At 61.1% G+C, this 21,562-nt stretch carries 19 protein-coding genes and 1 riboswitch; of the genes, 10 read left to right on the plus strand and 9 right to left on the minus strand.

Annotated features, from left to right (window positions below; genetic code table 11):
- The first annotated feature begins 24 nt into the window (after positions 1-24).
- The 4 genes from urtB to urtE are packed head-to-tail and all read left to right on the plus strand — an operon-like array spanning position 25 to position 4,566.
- On the plus strand, positions 25-1,959 hold the full coding sequence (urtB, locus tag C1J04_RS04820; protein ID WP_037954189.1) for an urea ABC transporter permease subunit UrtB: 1,935 nt from the start codon (positions 25-27) through the stop codon (positions 1,957-1,959).
- 3 nt (positions 1,960-1,962) lie between these two features.
- Complete coding sequence (gene urtC / locus C1J04_RS04825; protein ID WP_009826202.1) at positions 1,963-3,129, plus strand: urea ABC transporter permease subunit UrtC; 1,167 nt, start codon at positions 1,963-1,965, stop codon at positions 3,127-3,129.
- Positions 3,126-3,878: an urea ABC transporter ATP-binding protein UrtD gene (urtD, locus tag C1J04_RS04830; protein ID WP_009826203.1), complete on the plus strand. Its 753-nt coding sequence runs from the start codon at positions 3,126-3,128 to the stop codon at positions 3,876-3,878. Before urtC ends, urtD begins: the two co-directional genes overlap by 4 nt.
- On the plus strand, positions 3,871-4,566 hold the full coding sequence (gene urtE, locus C1J04_RS04835) for an urea ABC transporter ATP-binding subunit UrtE (RefSeq protein ID WP_009826204.1): 696 nt from the start codon (positions 3,871-3,873) through the stop codon (positions 4,564-4,566). Before urtD ends, urtE begins: the two co-directional genes overlap by 8 nt.
- Here urtE and C1J04_RS04840 read toward each other — a convergent pair.
- On the minus strand, positions 4,563-6,959 hold the full coding sequence (locus tag C1J04_RS04840; RefSeq protein ID WP_009826205.1) for a PAS domain-containing sensor histidine kinase: 2,397 nt from the start codon (positions 6,957-6,959) through the stop codon (positions 4,563-4,565). The two genes, urtE and C1J04_RS04840, sit on opposite strands and share 4 nt — an antisense overlap.
- A 282-nt stretch (positions 6,960-7,241) precedes the next feature.
- Here C1J04_RS04840 and C1J04_RS04845 point away from each other — a divergent pair, with 282 nt between their 5' ends.
- The 3 genes from C1J04_RS04845 (at position 7,242) to C1J04_RS04855 (ending at position 9,909) form a co-directional block, all read left to right on the plus strand.
- Entirely contained in the window at positions 7,242-8,213 is a 972-nt protein-coding gene (locus tag C1J04_RS04845; protein ID WP_009826206.1) for a mechanosensitive ion channel family protein, read from the plus strand.
- Positions 8,214-8,237: 24 nt separating this feature from the next.
- Complete coding sequence (locus tag C1J04_RS04850) at positions 8,238-8,753, plus strand: DUF421 domain-containing protein (RefSeq protein ID WP_009826207.1); 516 nt, start codon at positions 8,238-8,240, stop codon at positions 8,751-8,753.
- Positions 8,754-8,814: 61 nt separating this feature from the next.
- Complete coding sequence (locus C1J04_RS04855; protein ID WP_009826208.1) at positions 8,815-9,909, plus strand: alpha-hydroxy acid oxidase; 1,095 nt, start codon at positions 8,815-8,817, stop codon at positions 9,907-9,909.
- Here C1J04_RS04855 and C1J04_RS04860 read toward each other — a convergent pair.
- The 8 genes from C1J04_RS04860 to C1J04_RS04895 all read right to left on the minus strand — a co-directional run bounded on the left by C1J04_RS04860 (position 9,890) and on the right by C1J04_RS04895 (position 18,063).
- A complete protein-coding gene (locus tag C1J04_RS04860; protein ID WP_009826209.1) occupies positions 9,890-10,705 on the minus strand; it encodes an energy transducer TonB in 816 nt (271 codons plus the stop codon). The two genes, C1J04_RS04855 and C1J04_RS04860, sit on opposite strands and share 20 nt — an antisense overlap.
- Entirely contained in the window at positions 10,702-11,193 is a 492-nt protein-coding gene (gene exbD, locus C1J04_RS04865; RefSeq protein WP_005851864.1) for a TonB system transport protein ExbD, read from the minus strand. The genes C1J04_RS04860 and exbD overlap by 4 nt, the downstream gene beginning before the upstream one ends.
- A gap of 5 nt (positions 11,194-11,198) precedes the next feature.
- Complete coding sequence (exbB, locus tag C1J04_RS04870) at positions 11,199-12,062, minus strand: tonB-system energizer ExbB (RefSeq protein WP_009826210.1); 864 nt, start codon at positions 12,060-12,062, stop codon at positions 11,199-11,201.
- A gap of 1 nt (position 12,063) precedes the next feature.
- Entirely contained in the window at positions 12,064-12,747 is a 684-nt protein-coding gene (locus C1J04_RS04875) for a Fe2+-dependent dioxygenase (RefSeq protein ID WP_009826211.1), read from the minus strand.
- 64 nt (positions 12,748-12,811) lie between these two features.
- On the minus strand, positions 12,812-15,238 hold the full coding sequence (locus C1J04_RS04880) for a TonB-dependent receptor (protein ID WP_254655147.1): 2,427 nt from the start codon (positions 15,236-15,238) through the stop codon (positions 12,812-12,814).
- 186 nt (positions 15,239-15,424) lie between these two features.
- Positions 15,425-15,901 carry a hypothetical protein gene (locus C1J04_RS04885; RefSeq protein ID WP_009826213.1) on the minus strand — a complete coding sequence of 159 codons (477 nt, stop codon included), beginning with the start codon at positions 15,899-15,901 and terminating at the stop codon, positions 15,425-15,427.
- Positions 15,898-16,062 (minus strand): hemin uptake protein HemP, encoded by a 165-nt coding sequence (gene hemP / locus C1J04_RS04890; RefSeq protein WP_009826214.1) that lies wholly within the window; start codon positions 16,060-16,062, stop codon positions 15,898-15,900. Before hemP ends, C1J04_RS04885 begins: the two co-directional genes overlap by 4 nt.
- A gap of 357 nt (positions 16,063-16,419) precedes the next feature.
- Entirely contained in the window at positions 16,420-18,063 is a 1,644-nt protein-coding gene (locus tag C1J04_RS04895) for a BCCT family transporter (protein WP_009826215.1), read from the minus strand.
- 366 nt (positions 18,064-18,429) lie between these two features.
- Between C1J04_RS04895 and C1J04_RS04900 the strand changes: the two genes are divergently transcribed.
- The 3 genes from C1J04_RS04900 to C1J04_RS04910 all read left to right on the plus strand — a co-directional run bounded on the left by C1J04_RS04900 (position 18,430) and on the right by C1J04_RS04910 (position 21,372).
- On the plus strand, positions 18,430-19,191 hold the full coding sequence (locus C1J04_RS04900) for a hypothetical protein (RefSeq protein WP_009826216.1): 762 nt from the start codon (positions 18,430-18,432) through the stop codon (positions 19,189-19,191).
- Between the two features lie 36 nt (positions 19,192-19,227).
- Positions 19,228-19,405, plus strand: a riboswitch (cobalamin riboswitch).
- Between the two features lie 50 nt (positions 19,406-19,455).
- Complete coding sequence (bluB, locus tag C1J04_RS04905; protein WP_009826217.1) at positions 19,456-20,136, plus strand: 5,6-dimethylbenzimidazole synthase; 681 nt, start codon at positions 19,456-19,458, stop codon at positions 20,134-20,136.
- Between the two features lie 237 nt (positions 20,137-20,373).
- Positions 20,374-21,372, plus strand: coding sequence for a hypothetical protein (locus C1J04_RS04910; RefSeq protein WP_009826218.1), 999 nt, complete (start codon positions 20,374-20,376; stop codon positions 21,370-21,372).
- Positions 21,373-21,562 lie beyond the last annotated feature (190 nt).

The following is a 21,562-nucleotide window of genomic DNA, read 5'->3' on the forward strand; positions in this document are numbered from 1 at the left end:
CCAGACTTACCACAAGGGTTCCCTATGTTCCGCCACCTGTTAATGCTCCTCTGTTGGGTGGGCATCGTGGGAACGGCACAGGCGCAAGATTTGCAGCCCGTGCTTCAAGCTCATGCCGATGAAATTGCCAAACCCTCGCGCAGCTCTGTCTCTGTCGCGCTGGATGATCTGGTTGCCTCCGGTGCGCCGCAGGTCAGCGCGTTTCTTGAACGCTGGCAGGACAAAGGGGTCTGGCAACGCGACGCGGATGGTGTGTTCTTTTTCGGCACCGAGACAGGCGACACGCTGGCCTTGCGCGATATCGACAGCGATGCGGAAAGCACGGCACCGGCAAGCGGGTTTTCGCAGCTGAAACCCAATGGCGGAGTGCGCCGCCTGATCGGCACCGCGCTTGTCCAGTTCCAACTGACCGACCCTGATCTTGCACGCCGTCAAAGTGCCGTCGATTCCATCGCCCGCCGCCCGGAGGCGGACCAACTGGCCCCCCTGCGCGCCTCGATCGAGGCAGAGACAGACGCGGCGCTGAAGGCCCGCAAGATCCAGCTGGCTAACTTCCTCTCTGCCAGTTTTGGCGACACAGCCGCCGACCGTATCGCGGCGATCACATCAATGGCCAGCGATACCTCGATCGAGGCGCGGGCGGTGATGAACCAGATTCTGTCGACCAAAACAGCGACGCCGTCTGAAACACCCAGCGGCAACGTCGCGCGGGTACTGACTCCGGGGGAGGATATTTCACCCGATGCGGCCTATGCCCAGCTTGTGGCGGCTGATCTGGCCCCGGCGCCTGTGCCCCCCGCCGCGATCCGCGACGCTTTGGCCGCGAACGTTGTCAACGGGCGTGTGGGTGGTATCCCGACAGCGCGACTGAATACCGATGCGGCGCGTGCGACGGCCTATGCCGCACTCGCCGCTGCGGGCACCGTGCCGCCGCTGGTGACTGCGCGGGACCAGCAAGATGCCATCGCGGGCATGACGTTCTACGAGGTGTATGACGAGCCCGACAGCGCCGTCACAGACGCCGCGCGGGCCACGCTCGACAGCATCGAGACCCGCGTCGCCGCCGCGCAAACCGTTGACCTGACGCTGGACGCGCTGTCGCTCGCGTCGATCTATTTCCTTGCCGCTATCGGCCTTGCCATCACCTTTGGCGTCATGGGGGTCATCAACATGGCCCATGGCGAGTTTATCATGATGGGGGCCTATACCGGCTATGTCGTGCAGCTGTTCGTGCCCGATTACACGCTGTCGATCATCATCGCCCTGCCACTGGCCTTTGCGGTCACATTTGCCGCCGGTGTGGTGATGGAGCGGTTGGTGATCCGGCATCTTTACCACCGTCCGCTGGAGACGTTGCTGGCGACTTTCGGCATCTCTATCGCGTTGCAGCAACTGGCCAAGAACATCTTTGGCACGCAGGCACGCCCGCTGACCTCTCCGGCTTGGCTGGACGGGGCTTGGGTGATCTCGGATGTGATCCAGATCAGCTATATCCGCATCGCGATCTTCGTGCTGGCGCTGCTGTTCCTGGGGCTGATCCTGTTTGTGCTCAAACGCACCCGACTGGGGCTAGAGGTGCGCGCCGTGACGCAGAACCCCGGTATGGCGGCCAGTATGGGTATTAACCCCGACCGCATCAACATGATGACCTTTGGCCTTGGCTCGGGCATCGCGGGGATCGCGGGGGTGGCCATCGGGCTTTATGCCAAGGTCACGTCCGAGATGGGGGCCGATTACATCGTGCAATCCTTCATGACCGTGGTCGTGGGCGGCGTTGGTAACGTCTGGGGCACGCTGGCCGGGGCCTCGCTCATCGGGTTCCTGCAAAAGGGGATCGAATGGTTCAACCCGTCCAATACCCTCGCGGCACAGACCTATATGGTGCTTTTCATCATCCTGTTCATTCAATTCCGTCCCAAGGGCATCGTTGCCCAAAAGGGTCGGGCAGCGGCGGATTGATCCATGCGTAAAACATTCCTTTCCGAAAACCCTTCCGTCCTGTGGTTCATCGCGCTGTTGGGGCTGTTTACCCTCGCGGTCGCCATCGGGTCAGAGGCGACAGGCACGGGCCTGATCTCTACCTCTATGGTCAAGACATTGGGCAAAACGCTGTGCCTGTGTCTGATCGCCATCGCGATGGATGTGGTCTGGGGCTACTGCGGCATCCTGAGCCTCGGGCATTTCGCCTTCTTTGGCATCGGCGGCTATGCCATCGGCATGTGGCTGATGTATGCGCGGACCGAAGGCATCGTCTTGTCGAGCCTTGAAGGTCAGGTGATCCCGCCCACGCCGCAAGAGGTGCAGGACGCCATCGGTAACCAGATTTTCGGCGTTGTTGGCAGCTCTGACTTCCCGTGGCTCTGGGCCTTTTCCGACAGTCTGTTCCTGCAATTGCTGATGGTGGTGATTGTCCCGGGGCTGCTGGCGCTGGTCTTTGGCTGGCTGGCGTTCCGCAGCCGTGTCACGGGCGTTTACCTGTCGATCCTGACGCAGGCGATGACGCTGGCGCTGTCGCTGTGGCTGTTCCAGAACGACAGCGGCCTGCGCGGCAACAACGGGCTTTCCGGTTTGCAGAATATTCCGGGGTACGAAGACACCTCGCAGGCGACCATTAGCCTTGTGTTCTTTATGGGGTCGGCGCTGGCACTGGCGCTTGGGTATATCCTGTTTGCATGGGTGGTATCGGGCAAGATGGGCAGCGTGGTGCAAGGCATCCGCGATAACGAGGCCCGCGTCCGCTTCCTTGGCTACCGTGTGGAACGCTACAAGCTGTTCATCTTTACCCTGACCGCCGTGATCGCCGGTATCGCCGGGGCGCTTTATTACCCGCAGGCGGGTATCATCAACCCGGCAGAGATCGCGCCGATTGCGTCGATCTATCTGGCGGTCTGGGTCGCGATCGGTGGGCGCGGGCGGCTTTACGGCGCGGTGATCGGGGCGGCGTTCGTATCCTTGCTGTCGAGCTGGTTCACGGGCGGCGGTGCCCCTGCCATCAACCTCGGGTTCTATACGATCCTATGGACCGACTGGTGGCTGGTGCTGCTTGGCGTCTCCTTTGTTTGCGTCACCTTGTTCTTCCCCAAGGGGATCGGCGGCCTGTTTGATTATCTGGTGAGGAAACCGTCATGAACGATACCCTGTTAGAAGTCTCCGGCGTGTCGAAATCCTTTGACGGGTTCAAGGCGATCAACAACCTCTCGATCCAGATCGCAGAGCCGGAACTGCGCGCTGTGATCGGGCCGAACGGGGCGGGCAAGACCACCTTTATGGACATCATCACCGGCAAAACGCGCCCCGACAGCGGCCATGTCGTCTGGGGGGAGCGGAATATATCGCTGCTAGGTATGTCAGAGGCGGATATCGCGAACGAAGGGGTGGGGCGCAAGTTTCAGAAACCCACCGTATTCGAGGCGCAGACCGTGCGGCAGAACCTTGCCATGGCGCTGAAGAACCCGAGGGGGCCGCTGGCCGTCCTGCTGCACCGCAAGACCCCGCCCAACGCTGCGCGGATCGAAGGCATCGCGGCAGAGATCGGCCTGACCGACAGCCTGACCCGCATCGCCGGAGAGTTGAGCCACGGGCAGAAACAATGGCTCGAGATCGGCATGCTGCTGGCGCAGGAGCCGCGTCTGCTGCTGGTCGACGAACCCGCCGCCGGCATGACGGTAGAGGAACGCGAAAAGACCACCGATATTCTGAAACGTGCTGCCAAGACCCGCGCCGTGGTAGTGGTGGAACATGACATGGAATTCGTGCGCAGGCTCGACTGCAAGGTCACGGTACTGCACGAAGGATCGGTGCTGGCCGAAGGCAGTCTTGACCACGTGACATCCAACCCGAAAGTGATCGAAGTTTATCTGGGGCGCGGCCATGCTTGAAGTTGAAAATCTGGACCTGCACTATGGTCAAAGCCGCATTCTTTACGAGGTGTCCTTTCAGGCGCCCAAGGGGCAGATCACGACCTTGATTGGCAACAACGGGGTGGGCAAGACATCGACGCTCAAAGCGATTGCCGGGCGGCATCCGGCATCTGGCGGGACGATTACTGTTGACGGGACGCCAGTGCGTTTGACCACAGCCTTTCAGGCGGCGAATGCGGGCATTGCCTATGTGCCGCAGGGGCGCGAGGTTTTCCCGATGATGACGGTGGAGGAGAACCTAGAAACGGGGTTTGCCTGCCTGCCCAAGGCCGACCACCACATCCCCGATCACATTTACGATCTGTTCCCTGTCTTGCGGGATATGAAAGCGCGGCGCGGGGGGGATCTGTCGGGCGGGCAGCAGCAGCAGCTTGCCATCGCACGGGCGCTGATCACGCGACCGCGGGTCTTGTTGCTGGACGAACCGACTGAAGGCATCCAGCCCAATGTGATCCAGCAGATCGGGGATGCGCTGCGGTTGCTGCGCACCCAAGGCGAGATAGCAATTGTATTGGTCGAACAGAATGCCGATTTCGCCTATGCGCTGGGCGACAGCTTTATCGTGGTCGAAGGCGGGCGCAACGGGCCGCGTAAGCTGAAGGCCGATTACACCAAGGATATGCTGATCGCCGATCTGGCGCTTTAGGCCACCATCGCCACGTCGGGGTCTTCGGTCGAGGGGCAGGTGAACCAGAACACGGTTTCCTCCCCCGGCACACTGTCGAACCCGATTTCCCCGCCCATGGCCTCTACCAGATGGCGCGAGATATTGAGCCCAAGCCCGGTGCCACCGCGCTGTCGCGTGTTCGATGCCTCGGCCTGCGAGAACGGCTGGAAGATACGTTCGCGGAACTCCTTCGAAATGCCGTTACCCAGATTGGTGACAGAGATTTTGGTCATGTCGCCCACCGGCGCTGTGGTCACTGTCACTGCGGTTTCAGGGTAGGCGAACTTGCAGGCATTGGACAAGAGGTTGGTCAGCACCTGCATAATGCGGTTCTTGTCGGTCAGCACGTGGTGATCGGGATCGGGCGTGTCTACGTCGATCTCGACTTTCCATTCGCTGGCATAAGGCTCTACCTGTTCGGCGGCGAGGGTGACGATATCGCCCAGCTTTTCCGGTTTCGGCACAACGGTCATGCTGCCTGCGTTGATCTTTTCCATGTCCAGAATGTCATTTACCAGCGCGACAAGCCGGTCGCAGTTGGCCGTGGCGATCTGCACCAGACGCACCGCGCCGGCATCCGGATCGTCCTGTGTCTGGGCCTCAAGCAGCCCCAACGCCCCCTTGATAGAGGTCAGCGGCGTGCGTAGCTCATGGCTGACGGTGGCGACAAAGTCGTGCTTCATCTGTTCAAGTTTGTTGCTTTCGGTGATGTCGATCTGAATACCCAGCATCCGCAGGGCGCGCCCGTTCTTCGCCCGCTCTACCACGACCGCATCCGATTTGATCCAGCGCCAGTTGTCCTGACCGACGCGGATGCGAAAGCGGGCCTCGGCGCGGTCGGTCATCCCGTTCAGACAGGCGAGTTCGATCTTCTTGACCACCGCCGCATCGTCGGGATGCACATGCTGCATCTTGCCATAATAGGGGTTCTGACAGGCGGGATCAGCGGGGTGGTGCATGATGTCGCGCCATGTGTCCGACACCACAGATGTGCCATTTTCCAGATCAATGTCAAAGACCCCGATATGCGCACTGCTGAGCGCGAGGCTCCACCGTTGTTCGGTTTCCGCAATCTTGAGCGTGCGGCGTTCGCTGTCGGTGATATCGCGCAGCATCAAGGTGATACGGGTCTCTGCGTCGGCGGTAAGCCAGGTGTTCTTCTCGACCTCAAGTGTGCGGGATTCTGTCGTACCTTTGTGGGGCGGCACGACGACCTTCGCCCCGCCGTCGGCACGGTGGATGTCGATCTCGGGCAGCAGGTCTTGCACGAAGTCGCCCGTCGCGTCCTTGCGGTGCCCGGCAGCGATCAGATGCTGTCGCGCGGCGTCGTTCAGATGCAGGATTTCACCCGATTGCCGGACCGAGATAATCGGCAGCATCGCGTTTTCGAGGATCGAGCGTTTCTCTTGGTGTTGCGTCTCAAGCTCGCGGGTTTTGTCGGCCACCGTCTGGTTGATGGTCAGATTGCGTTTCAGGATCACCGACTGGATCATCAGGATCAGCGCCGTGATGGTCAGCGACAGCGCCAGCACGATCCATTTGGCGTTGTTCGGTTGCGCGGCCTCGAACGCCGGGGTGCTGGCCCAGTGCAGGGTCATGCGTTGGCCATAGCCCGTATGGTTACGCGAAAATTCAAAGGCCGGTGCGGGGGCATCGCTGGCGACGGTCGGGTGGTGCTGGAACGGGGTGCCATTCTCATCATAGAAGGACACATCCAGCGTGATGAGGTCATTTTGCGCGGCGAAGAGATCGCTAAAGATTTCGTCCACATCGACCATCGCAAAGGCGACGCCCAGAAACGCCGCATCATGATCGCGGGTGCCGTCAGAAGCGGCGGCAGGGCGGATAATCGGTTTGATCAGCAGGGCATGGCAGTTTTCACCGTGGAGCGCAGGGGTTGTCGAAAGCGTCTCGCCGCTTGCATAGGTGGCGAGGGCCGTGGCCAGAAGATCTGCGTTGCTTGAAAACTTTGTCCCGACCATACCGACGAAATCTTGTGACGGCGTGGCGCGCTGGATCACGAAATCCTTCAGCGTGCCGTCGGTTTCGTCATACACAGGGACGGCAAAGCCGATGGCGTCCAGCACGTAGGAACCGTCTGCAATATGGACCGACGTGGCGTAGGTCTCCATATCCTGCGCCGTCACCTCGTCAGAGGCAGCGACAAAGCCCGCGACACCGTCGAGCGTCCTGCCGTATTCGTCGGCGCGCCGCCCCATTGACGACAACCCTTGGCTGACCAACGCGTGAAACCTGTCCTGCGCTTGGACCTGCACAGTATTGCCCGCCACAAAGAAGAACAAAAAGGAAAGCCCGATGCAGACGCAAAGGGTAAACAGTTGGAAGTAGGCTAGCTTGCGCGGAATTGTCATCGTTGCCCTGTCACTCAGTCCTGCGCAGAGGGTCGTCCGCTCTGCATCTCGTGAATTTCTCTGCCATCGTTAATGATTTCTGAAACTGGCGGAATTATGGCGCTGTTGCTCATTTCACACAAAGCGCTTGCGGCCTTGGACGTGTTTGCAGCGCATATACCAAGGGTGTTTCGGGAACCCGCCGCTGTTTCGGGTCGTTTGTCTTGGGGATGTGATCAAATAGCCACGTGAGAACGGGCCTTTTGTGCTCCCGCTGATTCAGTAACGAGTAAGGAAGAACCCATGGAAGAAGTCGACGCCAACCCCGGCCTGATTTTCGATAAACTTGACGGCTGGTTGGACGGCTTTTTCAGATTGCTCCCGAATATCGGCGTTGCGCTGGTTGTGGCCGTGGTGTTCTGGTTTCTGGGAATGGGCATCGGCGCGCTGATCCGCAAATCTGCCGGGCGCCGCGGACGCGAGAATTTGGGCAACGTGGGCGGGTCGCTGATGCGGTGGGCCGTGACGATCATCGGCTTCATGCTGGCGGTGACCATCGTCGCCCCGACGGTCACACCGGGGGATCTGATTGCCGGGTTGGGCGTCAGTTCTGTCGCGATCGGCTTCGCGTTCAAGGATATTTTGCAGAACATGCTGGCAGGTATTCTGATCCTGCTGCGTCAGCCCTTTGAAGTCGGCGACCAGATCGTGTCGGGCGGGCATGAGGGCACGGTCGAAAAGATCGAGACCCGCGCCACGATGATCAAGACCTACGACGGTCGCCGCGTGGTGATCCCGAATTCGGACATCTATACAGATAGCGTGGTGGTCAATACCGCCTTTGACACGCGCCGGTCGGAATATGACGTCGGCATTGGCTGCAGCGACGATTGGGACACCGCGCGCAAGGTCATGCAGGATGCCTGCGCCAGCGTTGAGGGTGTAGAGGCCGACCCAGCCCCTGAAACGATACCGGTCGAACTGGGCGATTCCGCCAACATCGTCCGCTTGCGGTGGTGGACAAAGTCGGACCGTGCGTCGCAGATCCATACCTTCGGGGCGGTGCTGCAGGCCGTCTATAAGGCGCTGGATGAAAAAGGCATCGATATGCCCTATCCGACGCAGGTGCATCTGTTCCACGACCAGACCGAAGCGACCGACGGCGACCGCCGCGCGCAGCGCGAGGGGTGGCCCGCGGGCGAGGGCGACGTGCCGAAATCGCGTGCTCAGCAACGTGACGAGAAAGAAGAGAAAGCGCGTCAATCCGACGCCTAATCAATCCAGAAAAGAAGGAATTATATGTTTTTCGACAACACGGTACTGGATGTTCTGGCCCGCGGCTTCGTGCTCAGCGGTGTGGCGCTGATCTGGATCATCCTCATGGTGCGGATCGTCGGGCTCAATTCCTTCTCCAAAATGACGAACTTCGACTTTGTGACCACCATCGCCTTCGGCTCTTTGCTGGCGGGGGCGGCGCAAGCGTCGGATTGGACGGCGTACTTCCAGACTTTGGTTGCGACCGCTTGCCTGTTCCTTTTCCAGTTCGGCCTATCCTATCTGCGCCGCCGGTCAGAAACCGCTTTGCATACCATCCAGAACGCGCCAGTCTATCTGATGGAGCATGGCAAGATCTGTGAAGAGGCGATGCGGGTCAATCGTGTGTCGCGCAGTGACCTGATGGAGAAGCTGCGCGAATCCAACGTCATGCGGCTGAGCGATGTGCGTGCCGCCGTGTTCGAGACGACGGGCGAAGTCTCTGTTCTATGTGGGGACGAGGTGGATGACGCGATGCTGGAGTACGTCCAACGCGTCTAACCGATATACCTGAGTATTTAAGTCGCTTGTGGCGGCGGGCGTTTTGCGCGATCTGTGGGGTATGCCTGTGACCTTATCAGATTTCGAAGCCTCCGCCCACGCGACCCTTGCCGCTGATGTGTTTGCCTACCTTGAAGGCGGCGCAGAAGGGGAGCTGTCGCTGCGCCAGAACCGCGCCAGCTTTGGCCGGATAGGAGTGCTGCCGCGCCTGTTGGCTGACTGTGCAGGCGGCCATACGCGCACGGCGATATCGGGGCAGCCCGCGGCGCATCCGATTATGGTCGCGCCGATGGCGTTCCAACGGCTATTCCACACGGAAGGGGAAACTGCGACGGCGCTGGCCGCTGCCGCGCAGGAGGCGGTGATGGTGGTCAGCTGCCAGACCAGCACCGCGCCCGAAGACATCGCCACTATCCCCGGGCGACGCTGGTTCCAGCTTTATATGCAGGCGGATCACGATAGCACGATGACTTTGGTCAACCGCGCGGTGGACTGCGGGGCAGAGGCGCTGGTGGTGACACTTGACGCCCCGATCAACGGCCTGCGCGACCGCGAGGTTGCCGCGGGCTTTGCGCTGCCGGATGGCGTGCGCCCCGTGATGCTGGACCCGCTGCCGCAACCGCCGCGACCGCAATTGCAAGACGGGCAGAGCGTGGTGTTCGACGGGATGATGGTCTTTGCCCCCACATGGGCAGACCTGACGCGGCTGATTGCGGACAGCCCCGTTCCGGTGATCATCAAAGGCTGTCTGCGTGCCGCGGATGCGCGGCGGTTTGTGGATGCCGGTGTTGCGGGGATCATCGTTTCAAACCACGGGGGCAGGGTGCTGGATACCGTTCCGGCCCCCGTCACGCAGTTGGCCGCCGTGGTGCAGGCGGTGGGGCAGGATGTGCCGGTATATTTGGATGGCGGCATCCGGCGCGGGAGCGATGTGTTCAAGGCGCTGGCGCTAGGGGCCGAGGCTGTGCTGGTCGGTCGCCCCGTGATGCACGGGTTGATCGTCGACGGGGCACGCGGGGCCAGTCAGGTGTTGCGTCGCTTGCGGGACGAGCTGGAAGTGACGATGGCGCTATGCGGCTGCGCAACAGTTGCGGACATCACCCCCGATATGATCATAGCCTTCGGCGGCGGCCCGATCAGCGAAAGCGATAGCTGATCGGGATTGCCAGATTGAACGGGCCGGCACCCATAGCAGAGGGCGGACGCGGCAGTGTTTGCAGCCGGTCAAAGATATCCAGCGCCGCCTGATCCAACACGGGCCAGCCGGAGGATTTGGACACCTCGCGGGCTTTGATCTGACCGTATTGATCCAGCGTGAAGGCCACGGTTGTCGTCCCCTCGGCGCGGGCTTCGCGGGCGCGGCGGGGGTAATCCTTGGCGGCGTTCAACGCCAGAACCAGCGACTTTTGCCAATCCGTGATCTCTGCCCGTTCGGCATCTGTCAGGCCCTGTTCCTTGGCCGCGCTTTGGTCCTGTTCGTCCTGACCCGCGCTTGCCTTGGGGGCGGCAGCCGTGCTTTGGGCGGCGTTCTCGTTTTCGGTCTCTTCCTGCAACTCGGTCGGCGTTTCGGTCGCCTCCTTGTCGGTGTCGACTTCCTGATCGGGGTTGGCGATCTTGAACTGCAGTTCGGGGTCGTCCGGCGTGTGCGGTATCTGCGCCAGCAGCGGATCGTTTGACGCTTTGGCTTCCTCGCGTTCGGCCGGGCTTTCGAGCGTGGCTTGGCTATCCTCGGCGGGTGGCCCGTCGGGGAGGTCGGTTTCAGGCGCGGCCATGATCATCTCGACTTCGGCCAGATCGATCAGCTCGCGGCCCTGAATGCCCGCTTCTTCCGGTGGCTCGTAGGCCGCGGCCTGTGTCAGCCAAAGTGCGACCAGCGCGCCATGCACGCCGATGCTCAGCCCGGCCCCCAGCATCAACCCGGCACCATATCGCGGGGCGTAGGCAAAGCTCATTCTGCGGCGTCCTGCGCAGCGGGGGCAGGCGAAGCGGTTGCCACGTCACCTGCTGCCGCAGGGGCGGCCCCGCCCTCGTCCTCAAGCCCGACGAGGCCGATCTTCAGATAGCCCTCGCTGCGCATGCGGTTCATCACGGCCATCACCTCGCCATAGGGAACCGACCGATCGGCATTGATATAGATGCGCGTGCCCAGATCCAGACGGGTCAGGATGCCAAGCCGCATGTTCAGATCCCCCAAAGATACCTCTTCTTCGCCCACGCTCAGGCTGAGGTCCTGATGGATGGTGACAAAGACCGGATCATCGGGGCGTGGCGCGGGTTTGCCGGTGGCGACCGGCAGCTCTACGTTGACGTCCACAGTGGACAGCGGGGCCGCCACCATAAAGATGATCAGCAGGACCAGCATCACGTCGATAAACGGTGTGATGTTGATATCCGCATTGGGGGCAAGATCGTCGCCGCCGTCAGAAAGTCGCACGCCCATCGGGGTTACTCCGCTGCCAGTTTGGTGGCGATATCAAGGGTGGTATGGGGCACGTCGGCGGTACGCTCTGCACGGTCCAGATCACGCGACAGACAGCGTTCCACCAGCGCCGCGGCATCCCCCACACGCGCACGGTACCCGGTGACGACGCGGGTGATGTGGTTATACAGCAGCACGGCGGGGATCGCGGCGACCAGACCGATGGCGGTGGCCAGCAGCGCTTCGGCGATACCGGGGGCGACGACTGTCAAGCTGGTGCTGCCGCTTTCAGCGATGCCGATAAAGCTGTTCATGATGCCCCAGACCGTGCCGAAAAGCCCGATGAACGGTGCCGTCGACCCGATCGAGCCCAAGATCATCGCACCAGACTGCATCGCGCGCGCGGCCCCCGCTTCGATCCGCGAAAGTTCGGAGGCGACGCGTTCCTTGATGCCCGCCTTGTTCAACCCGTCAGAGATGTCGATCTCGGCCAAAGCGGCGCGGATCATGGCGCGCATGGGGCCGGAAAAGGATTTCGCCTGCGCGCCTTTGACGGCACCTGCCTTGGCAAGCTTGCGGTAGGACCGGCGCAGCCGCGCGTTGGCCCAGCTGACCTGCAGGATCTTGCCCGCCCACACGGCCAAACCCAGAACCGAGGCGATGGCCAGCCCGAACATCACCGCCTTCACGACGATATCGGCCCCCATGAACATCGCGAGCGGCGAATGGCCGCCCTGTTGCGCTGCGACGCGCATCGGCTCGGACAGGGCAGGGCCGATCCATTCGTCAGCCCATGTGATCAGCGCGATATTGACCGACGCGGTGTCGGCTGCGGCCAGTTGCGGCGTAGCGACAAGGACGGCCGCCAGAAGGATGCTTGGAAATTTCATATCAGGTCTCTGCCCATTGTCGGATGAGGTTGTGGTAGATGCCGGTCAGGCGCACAGCGGTCGGGTCGTTCAGACCCGCGCTGGCCGACAGCTCTTGGATGGATTGATCCAGATCGAAGAGAATCTCGCGCTGGCCGCCGTCGCGGATCATCGACTGCACCCAGAAGAAGGACGCAACACGCGCACCACGGGTGACAGGCGTGACCTGATGCAGCGAGGTTGACGGATAAAGCACGCAGTGCCCCGCCGGTAGTTTGACCGACTGGGTGCCGTAGTTGTCTTCGATGACCAGCTCGCCACCGTCATAGTCGTCGGGGTCATTCAGGAACAGCGTGCACGACAGGTCGGTCCGCAGGCGCTGGCCGGTTTGCGGGTTCACGCGGATGGCGTTGTCGACATGCACGCCGAAGGTCTCTGCCTCTTCGTAGCGGTTGAACATCGGGGGCAGGACATGCAGCGGGAGGGCAGCGGAAACCCACGTGGGGTTGCCCATCAACCGCTGGAGCACCAGCGTCTGCAGATCAGGCAGAACGGGGCTGTCGAGGGGAATTTGCTGATTGCGCTTGGTTTGCGCCGATTGCGCGCCGGCGGTGTTGCGGCCGTCGTCCCATCGGGCCGTGTCGATCACAGATCGGATATGGGCAACTTCCTGCGGTGACAGGATATTTTCAACGCAAAGCAACATGGTGTATCCTTTCGAGGGGATCGGCTGGCGGCGCGGGTCTGCGCCGCCTGCCTTGGTGTGTGGTTTAGAACTTCATGCTGACAGAGATGGACGCAGAGCGACCCGGTGCCACATAGACGAACGGCGTGCCGGAGCGGTACAGCGCGTCATAGTAGGTTTCGTCCAGCACGTTATCGATGCGGAAGTTGACCGAGGCATCATCCGTGATGTGGTAATCCGCCATCAGGTCAAAGCGCCAGTAGCTTGGCAGCTCGTTGCCGTTGGTGGCCGCGAATGTGCCGCCCTGAACGCTGCCGCGCCATGTGGCTTGGCCGCCGAAGCTCCACTGGTCGTTATAGTCGTAACGGGCCAGTACGTTGAACTGCTCGTGCGCGATATTCGCGAACTCTTCGCCAATGTTGTCGGGGTTGCTGCTTTTCAGCACTTCGCTGTCCATCAGGGTCGCACCGCCGAACAGGCTCAGCTTTTCGGTGATGTTGCCGCCAAAGCCCAGTTCGATCCCGCGGACGCGGTATTCGCCGGTCGCGGTGGTCACAACAGGTGCGCCGCGGCCGCCTGTGCTTTCACGGGCATTGTCCTTGGTGGTCTGGAACAGCGCAGCGGTGGCGGTCAGGTTGCCGAACTGCCATTTGGTGCCCAATTCAATCGCGGTGTTTTCTTCAGGCTCCAGCAGCAGGTTCGAGGAATCGATCCCGTTGTAGCTGCCGCCGCCTGCGTCCAGTTCATCCCCGACGGGGTTGGTGGAAGTGGCATAGGACAGATAGATCGACCCGTTGTCGCGGGGTTTCCAGACAACACCGGCATTCCAGTTGAACATGGTGTCATCGCGCGACAGCGTATCGGCACCGGCTTCCGTGGTGGTCCGGCTGACGCTGTAGTCATCCAGACGGGCACCAAGGTTCAACTGCCATTGCGGATTAAAGGTGATCGTGTCGTTCAGATACAGCGACCGTGTGGTGACATCGGTCAGCGTCGCATCTGCGCTGCGGACAGGTGTCGCTGTAGAACAGCCGCTGGTGTCGGGATTGTAGATCGCGACAGAGCACCCTGCCAAATTGTCTTCGACAGTGCCGCCGCCCACTTCGGAGGATAGGCCAACATAGCCGCGCTGGCTGATCTCTTCACGCGAAAGCGCGAAGCCCGCGATCATGTCATGGCGCGCCGACCCGGTGTTGAAACCAAAAGAAAGCTCGCTGGTGTTCGACGCCACTTCGTTGACCTGATACCGGCTTTTGGGGGAGGCCGTCAGCGTCCAGTTCTGCGGATCGGCATCCGAAGTGTCAGGGCGTTCAGGCGCCGACACGATATAGTCGTTCTCGGTCCGGCTGAGACGGGAGCGGTTGGTGAATGTCATGCCCGGTGTGATGTCAAAGGTCGCGCCGAAGGTGGCAACGCTTTGTGTCGCATCGTGGAAATCGCGGTCTGGGTTGCCGTAGAAGGTGTCACGGTCCAGCGTGGGACGGCCTGCGGCGGATTCGGTGAAGGGCACGCCGTTGGTGCCATCCCATGGCACGCCCCAGTCTGGCATCTGTTTCATTTGCAGCTGGTAGGCTTCGAAATCCAGTGTCAGACGGTCGGTCGCTTCGTATTCGGCAGCGATGGACAGACCCAGACGGTCGTCTTTGCTCCCGTCGCGGCCGGCAACGTCACTCACTTGGGCGACGGCACCGATGCGGGTCTTGAAGCGGTCGTTCCAGACCTTGTTCCAGTCGACTTCCTGACGCGCCAGATCGGCGGTGCCAAAGGTCGTGGTGGTTTTGACAAAGTCCGTATCCTGCGCCTTTTTAGTCACCAGATTGACCGCGCCGCCTGTGGTCGAGCGGCCACCGATGGAGCCCGACGGGCCTTTGGTGATCTCGACCTGTTCGGCCATGAATGTTTCGCGCACGGCAACACCGGAATCACGCACGCCGTCGATGAAGACGTCGTTGGAGGACCGGAAGCCGCGGATGAACAGAACGTCGCCGAATGCGTTGCCGCCTTCGCCGGTGCCCAATGTGATGCCGGGGGTGGTGCGGGCGAGCTCGCGCACCGATGTCGCGTTCTTGTCGCGCAGCACTTCCTGGGTGACAGCGGTAACCGTGCGCGGTGTATCGACCAGCGGTTGGGTCAGCAGCGAGTTGCCCGATTGGACGGCCTGATATCCGGCTTCGGGGTTGGCGTAGGGCGACAGACCGTTCTCGCCAGCGACGGGCGCGGCGGGGGCGGCAGCAACGGGGGCCTCGGCCACGACGGGTGCAGGGGCGGGTGCCGGTGTCGCGCGGGGGGCAGGGGCCGCCGCGGCGCGTTTCTTGGCGGGTTGTGGCTTGGGCTTGGCAGCCTGCGGCTCGGAGGTTTCAACCTCGATCCCGGGAAGCAGCAGCGGCTCGTCGCTGGATTGCGCATAAAGTGCTGCAGGAGACGTCGCGCCGATGGCGGCGGCCGTCATCATGCCGATGCTGCGGCTGGCCGTGTGGCCACGCAAGCTGTGTGGTGTTTTCGTCTGAGTCATATCGCCCTCGTCATTGCCCATTCGGGCTGTTTTTAGGGGGCTGGTCTGGACGATTGGCTACCTATTCACGGGCGGGTTACTAAGGCTGATAAAAACAATCAAGTATTAAACTTCGGCAACCTTACAAAAATTTCAATGGGTTGTAGAGTTGCACATAAGGCGCCAATCGGGCGCGCGAAGCGCCCGTTAATGCAGCGTCGGTGCTGCTTCCATTTGCGCGACCTCGCTTGGTGCGCTCAGGCGCATCCGTTTGAGCGCCAGCCCGAAATCCGCAGCAAGCGATGCCACCAGCGGGGCCATATCGGCGCGTACCAGCAGGGTCGCGATCAGCATCGCGTCTTCGCGGTGTCCGTCCGTGGCTGTCGCGATGAAGTTCGCAAAGCAGGATTCGTCCGATCCCAGACATTTGCACGTGACCGAATGGCGCATCAAAGGCCGCCGCCCGAACCGTGCACAAAGCGAGCATAGCTGTTCAAACGTAGCGAGCGCCTTGCTCCCGTTGGTGTGGCCGAGGACGCTGGCAAAATCGCTGCTGACTTTTTCCTGTGCGTCAGGCCCGTCACACCACATCCGCAAATAGATGACCGACGCGGCCTGAAGGCTGTCCAGCTCTGTGATGAACCCTACCGGGGCACCGCCGGGGTGCTGATGTGCGTCATTCATTTGGTCAGGATCAATTTGCCAGCGCGTGTGATCCGCAGGGTGTAGGTCTGGGTATCCAGCACGATTTGGGCCAGATCTCCGCCTTCGGTCAGGTCGCGGGCAGAGTAGGTCGGCAGCGCGTTCATCGGGGCTTGGGTCTTTGGGGGGGCATGAAATGTCATAGGGCTGCTCTATCAATGGTCATGGAAAAGGAACGTTGCACGCGGCACCGATCATCAGGCAGCCCTGCGGCTTGGTCCTGACGGTGAACGGCAGTCTGCGTTCTGGGGAATGGTCTCATCGTGGGACTCCTCACATCATATGTGTCGGGCGTCCCCGTGGTCACGGGCGGGGTGGCTAGACGTTTCCATAAACCTGATTGAAATTATAGGGTATGTCAATCCGACAGTTTTAGTCGGAATACTTTGGGCGCATTTTTGTTTGTCTGTGTCGTGCAAAAGAATACCCCCCGCAGCACGGGGCGGCGGGGGGTATCAGGTGCTTTGACCGGCAAAGCACAAACGTCGGTAAGGGTTGCGTTATTGCGTCTTCATCTCGGCGCGCAGGCCGCGGAAGATTGCGTAGCACAGGAACAGCAGCACCACAGTAAAGGGCAATCCGGTAGAGATAACCATCGACTGAAGCGACTTGAGCCCGCCCGCAGACAGCAGCAACACGATCGCTACGGCACCTTCGAAGATGCACCAGAACACGCGCTGTGGCGCAGGTGCATCGACCTTGCCGCCTGCCGTGATCGTATCGATCACCAGCGAGCCGGAGTCAGACGAGGTCACGAAGAACACGATGACCAAGACGATCCCGATCAGCGATGTGATCCCGGCAAGTGGCAGCGCATCCAGCATGGCGAACAACTGGCGTGGCAGCTCGGCTTCTTGCGCGGCGGTGTAGCCGTCGCTGATCACCTGATCGATCGCAACGCCGCCAAAGACGCTCATCCACAGGACGCAAACGAGGCTCGGGATCAGCAGAACGCAGGTCAGGAACTCACGTACGGAACGGCCACGGCTGACGCGGGCGATGAACATGCCGACGAAAGGCGACCAGCTGATCCACCATGCCCAGTAGAACGATGTCCAGCCTTGCATAAAGTTCACGTCTTCACGGCCGATCGGATTGGACAGACCGGGCAGATATTCCGCATAGGCCAGCAGCGATGACCCGAAAGTCGACAGGATCGCCAACGTTGGTCCGACCAGCAGCACGAAGGCCAACAGCAAAAACGCCAGACCCATGTTGATCTCTGACAGGACTTTGACCCCGCCATCAAGGCCGCGCAGCACGGATACGGTCGCAATCGCGGTGATGCCGGTGATCAGCAGAACCTGTGTTGTTGGACCAACCGCCACACCAAAGAGCTCGTTCAAGCCCGCGTTGGCTTGCGTGGCACCCAGACCAAGCGATGTCGCCAGACCAAAGAGCGTTGCAAATACGGCGAGAATATCGATCACGTGACCGGGCCAGCCCCAGACGCGTTCCCCCAGGATCGGGTAAAAGGCAGAGCGGATGGTCAGGGGAAGACCCTTGTTATAGCTGAACAGCGCCAGCGCCAGACCAACAACGGCATAGATCGCCCAGGGGTGCAGGCCCCAGTGGTAGATCGTGGCCGCCATACCCAGACGCACCGCTTCGGCCTGATCGCCCGCTGCCGCGCCCAAAGGTGCCCAATCGGTGCGCAGGCCGTCTTCGCCAACAGCAGTGCCACCCATGGAGCTCGAGAAATGCGATAGCGGTTCAGAGACGCCATAGAACATCAGACCGATGCCCATGCCCGCCGCGAACAGCATCGAGAACCATCCAAGGTAGGTATAGTCGGGGCTTGCTTCGGCCCCGCCAAGACGCACACGGCCCAAAGGCGTGACGATCAGGAACAGGCAGAACAGCACAAAGATGTTACCGGCAGAGATAAAGAACCAGTCAAAGCCCTTTGTCACCGACGAGAACAGCCATGTGAACAGCGCGCCAGACTGTTCGGGCAGCGCGAGTGTATAGAATACAAAGGCAACAATACACACACCCGAGATCGCGAAGACCGGGTTGTGAATGTCGAAGCCGAAGGGCCCCACGCTGCCTTCTTTGTTGTCTTGGCCGATCTCGTAATCCGTGTCGATTACGGCAGCGGCCCCGTCGGGTGTCGGGATACCCGGCGACGTTTCATCTGTCATTAGATGCTCTCCATTTTATGTATTTGCGACTAATCATAGCGCAACTCCGACAAAACGACCACCGCTGCGCGGGAAATAAGTAAATGAATATCATGGCTTAGCCCCCGGATGCGGGCTTGACGCCCCGTTTGCGGGTCGCGGGCTATGCGTTTTTTCCGTGCTTTACCGCGAATCCCCTCTTTGGATTCGGGTGAAACACCGAGGCGGTTCCGCGTGCCGCACTGCCCACGCCCGTCTGAACGGAGGGGGCAACCGCACCGCGGGATAGCGCCCTATCCCAAAAGATATGCCGCCCTATCCGTCCATGGCCCCGACCCACCTGCTTGCGCAAATGAAAGCGCGGTCGTCTGCGGTCACCATGGTCCCATGACAAATTTTTTCATCATGGGGGATGATATGAAAGTTACTTGCACACTACCAATTATCGCAACCGCGGCACTTCTGGCCGCTACCACTGTCAGCGCCGAAGGGTTCAGCCTGTCCGGTGCGCGCTCTGCCATGCAAAGCGACATCTCGTTCAACGTCATGCAATCCGCAGGGCAGGGTCAGATCAAGCTGCGCCATAAGGTCCAGCCCAAAGCGCAGGTCCGGTCCAAAACCGTGAGCAGCCGCAGCCGGTCTTTCCAAGAGCTCAGCGGGGTCAGCACTGCCGCGGACCTCAAAAGCCTCATCGCTTGGGCCGAGGCGGGTCCAAAGGGCTATGACGCCGTGCAATACGGGGCCAAACGGCTGCCGCCACAGCGTCCGACGCAAATGACCATCGGCGAAATCTACCGCTGGATCGACCGCACGCCGGGCCAACCGCATGCCATCGGTCGATACCAATTCATTCCATCCACGCTGCGCAGTCTGGTGCGACAGGCGGGCCTGAGCAAGAATGACCGCTTTACCTCGGCGGTGCAGGACGGGCTGGCGGATATCCTTTTGGTCGATGCGGGGTTTAACGCGTTCAAGAAGGGCAAGATCAGCCGCCACCGCTTTATGGAAAACCTCGCACGTATCTGGGCCGGTTTCCCGACCTCTAACGGGCAGTCCTACTATCACGGCTATGCGGGCAACAAGGCCGTCATCTCGTGGAACGAGTTCGACGCCGTAATGAAGAAGATTTTCGCAACCAAACGCGGCTGATCCCCGCGTTAGGGCTTGTTCCGGGCGGACAGCCGTGGCCCAATGGCCGGGTCTGGTGTCCGCCTCGCGGAAGAATCGGGAAGCTGGTGAAACTCCGGCACGTGCCCAACGCTGTAATGGGGATGGTTTGCGCATAGGCCACTGGAATATTCCGGGAAGGCGCGCGGACCAGACGACCCTAAGTCAGAAGACCGGCCAGACAGTACAGCTTGCCCCGCATGGACAGCGGGATTGGCGCATAAACGTATTGTTGGGGACTGAACAATGCCGATACCCTCTGCGCTGGCACCCGCCGCGCCTTTTTCAGATGCTGAACGCGACGCCGTGTACAAGGCGATCTTTACCCGCCGCGATGTACGCGATCAGTTTTTACCCGATCCCGTGGCCGAGGATGTGTTGCACCGCATACTGACCGCCGCGCATCACGCACCGTCCGTCGGGTTGTCACAGCCGTGGAATTTCATCGTCATCCGGGATCAGGCCGCACGCGATCAGGTCTGGCAAGCCTTCAACCGCGCAAATGAAGAAGCCGCCCAGATGTTCGAGGGCGACCGCCAGACAACCTACAGGTCGCTGAAGCTCGAAGGCATCCGCAAAGCCCCGGTCAATATCTGCGTGACCTGTGACCGCAGCCGTGGCGGTAAGGTCGTGCTGGGGCGCACCCATAATCAAAGCATGGATCTTTATAGCACCGTCTGCGCGATCCAGAACCTCTGGCTTGCCGCCCGCGCCGAGGGCATCGGGATGGGCTGGGTCAGCGTGTTCCGCGATGCCGATCTGCGTGATCTGCTTAAGATCCCCGACCGGATAGAAATCGTCGGCTACCTCTGCCTGGGCCACGTGGACGAGCTTTACCAGACGCCCGAACTTGAGGTGAAAGGCTGGAGCAAACGGCTCCCCGTGGACGAGATGATCTTTGACGGCACGTGGCAGGGCGATCCTTAGGCGGTTCCTCGTCGTTCGCGACGTCACCTCTCGCGGTGCGGGTATTTTGTATCATCAGCGGAACCATGCCGGTTCCCTGACGTTGCCTTTGTGAAGCCGACGCATACCGCGTGCGGCACGCATAGAGGAGTTCTTCCAAATGGGCGGTATCATTTATCTCGTTGGTCTTGTGGTCGTGGTTATGGCGGTGCTGTCGCTGGTCGGCTTGGCGTAAACAAACGCCGGGGAGGCATTTACATGAACACGACACTCACTGAAAAAACTGCCGATGGATCCTATGTCGACTGGCCCGCAATTTTCGCGGGCACCGTTGTCGCTGTGGCGATCGGCCTTTTGCTGACCACCTTCGGCGCGGCACTTGGCCTGTCGTCGATCACGCTGGACGGAACCGACAATTCATCGACGCTTGAACTGGTGCTGACCGCGCTATGGATGGTGATCACGCTGGTCGCCTCCTATCTGGCCGGTGGTTATATCGCGGGCCGCATGCGCCGCCGCGTCGAAAGCGCTACGGATGACGAAGTGACCGCACGTGACGGGATCAACGGTCTGGTTGTTTGGGGCCTCGGGTCTGTGATCACCGCCGTGATGCTATCCAGCGCGCTGAGCTTTGCAGCCAATACTGCGGGCAATGTTGCTGCGGGTGCAGGCAAAGCGGCTGGTACGGTCGTCGAAGCTGCGGGCTCTGCCGTGGGAGGTGCTGCCTCCGGGCTGGCCGATGCGGCGGGTGCTGCAATCCCGGATGAGGCCAAGAATGATCCGACAGATTACCTGTCGAACCAGCTTTTGCGCCCCAATCAGGTCGACCCGTTGACGGCCGATCCCGAGCAACTGGCAGAGCAGACCGCCAGCATCGTCGCGAATATCTACCGCACGGGTGAGGTGAGCGAGGAAGACCGGACCTATCTTGCCGGCGCTGTTGCTGCACGCACCGACCTGACCCAGGCTCAGGCGAAAGAGCGTGTGGACCAGATTGTGACCCAAGCGCAGGAAGCACGTCAGGAAGTCGAAGACGCTGTAGCCGCTGCCAAGGCCGAGGCTGAACAAGCCGCGGCAGAGGCGAAAGACGCGGCGGTCGAAGCTGCGCGAACCGCGCGTAACGCCGGTATCCTGACCGCCTTTGTGCTGGCCGCTGCGTCGCTGATTGCCGGTGTGGCATCTGTTGCAGGGTCGGTCCACGGGGGTCGCCACCGTGATCAGGGCCGTCTTTTTGCCGGTCTGACATATCGCGGCTAAATTGCTTCACGTGAAAATCGAAACCCCGGCGGCGCAAGCGGTCGGGGTTTTCTTATGCCATCGTGATTCGGGACGTTTTGGGGCAGGGGGCGCTGCGACGCCTTCAGGCGCATCCATGGCGCATGCCAAAACCGCAACGTCAGCTAAATAAGGCCAGCTAAATAAGGCACCAGGGCCAAGCGATATGTTT

Origin of the sequence: Sulfitobacter sp. SK025 (genome assembly GCF_003352105.1) — a bacterium.
Classification (GTDB): Bacteria; Pseudomonadota; Alphaproteobacteria; order Rhodobacterales; family Rhodobacteraceae; genus Sulfitobacter; species Sulfitobacter pontiacus.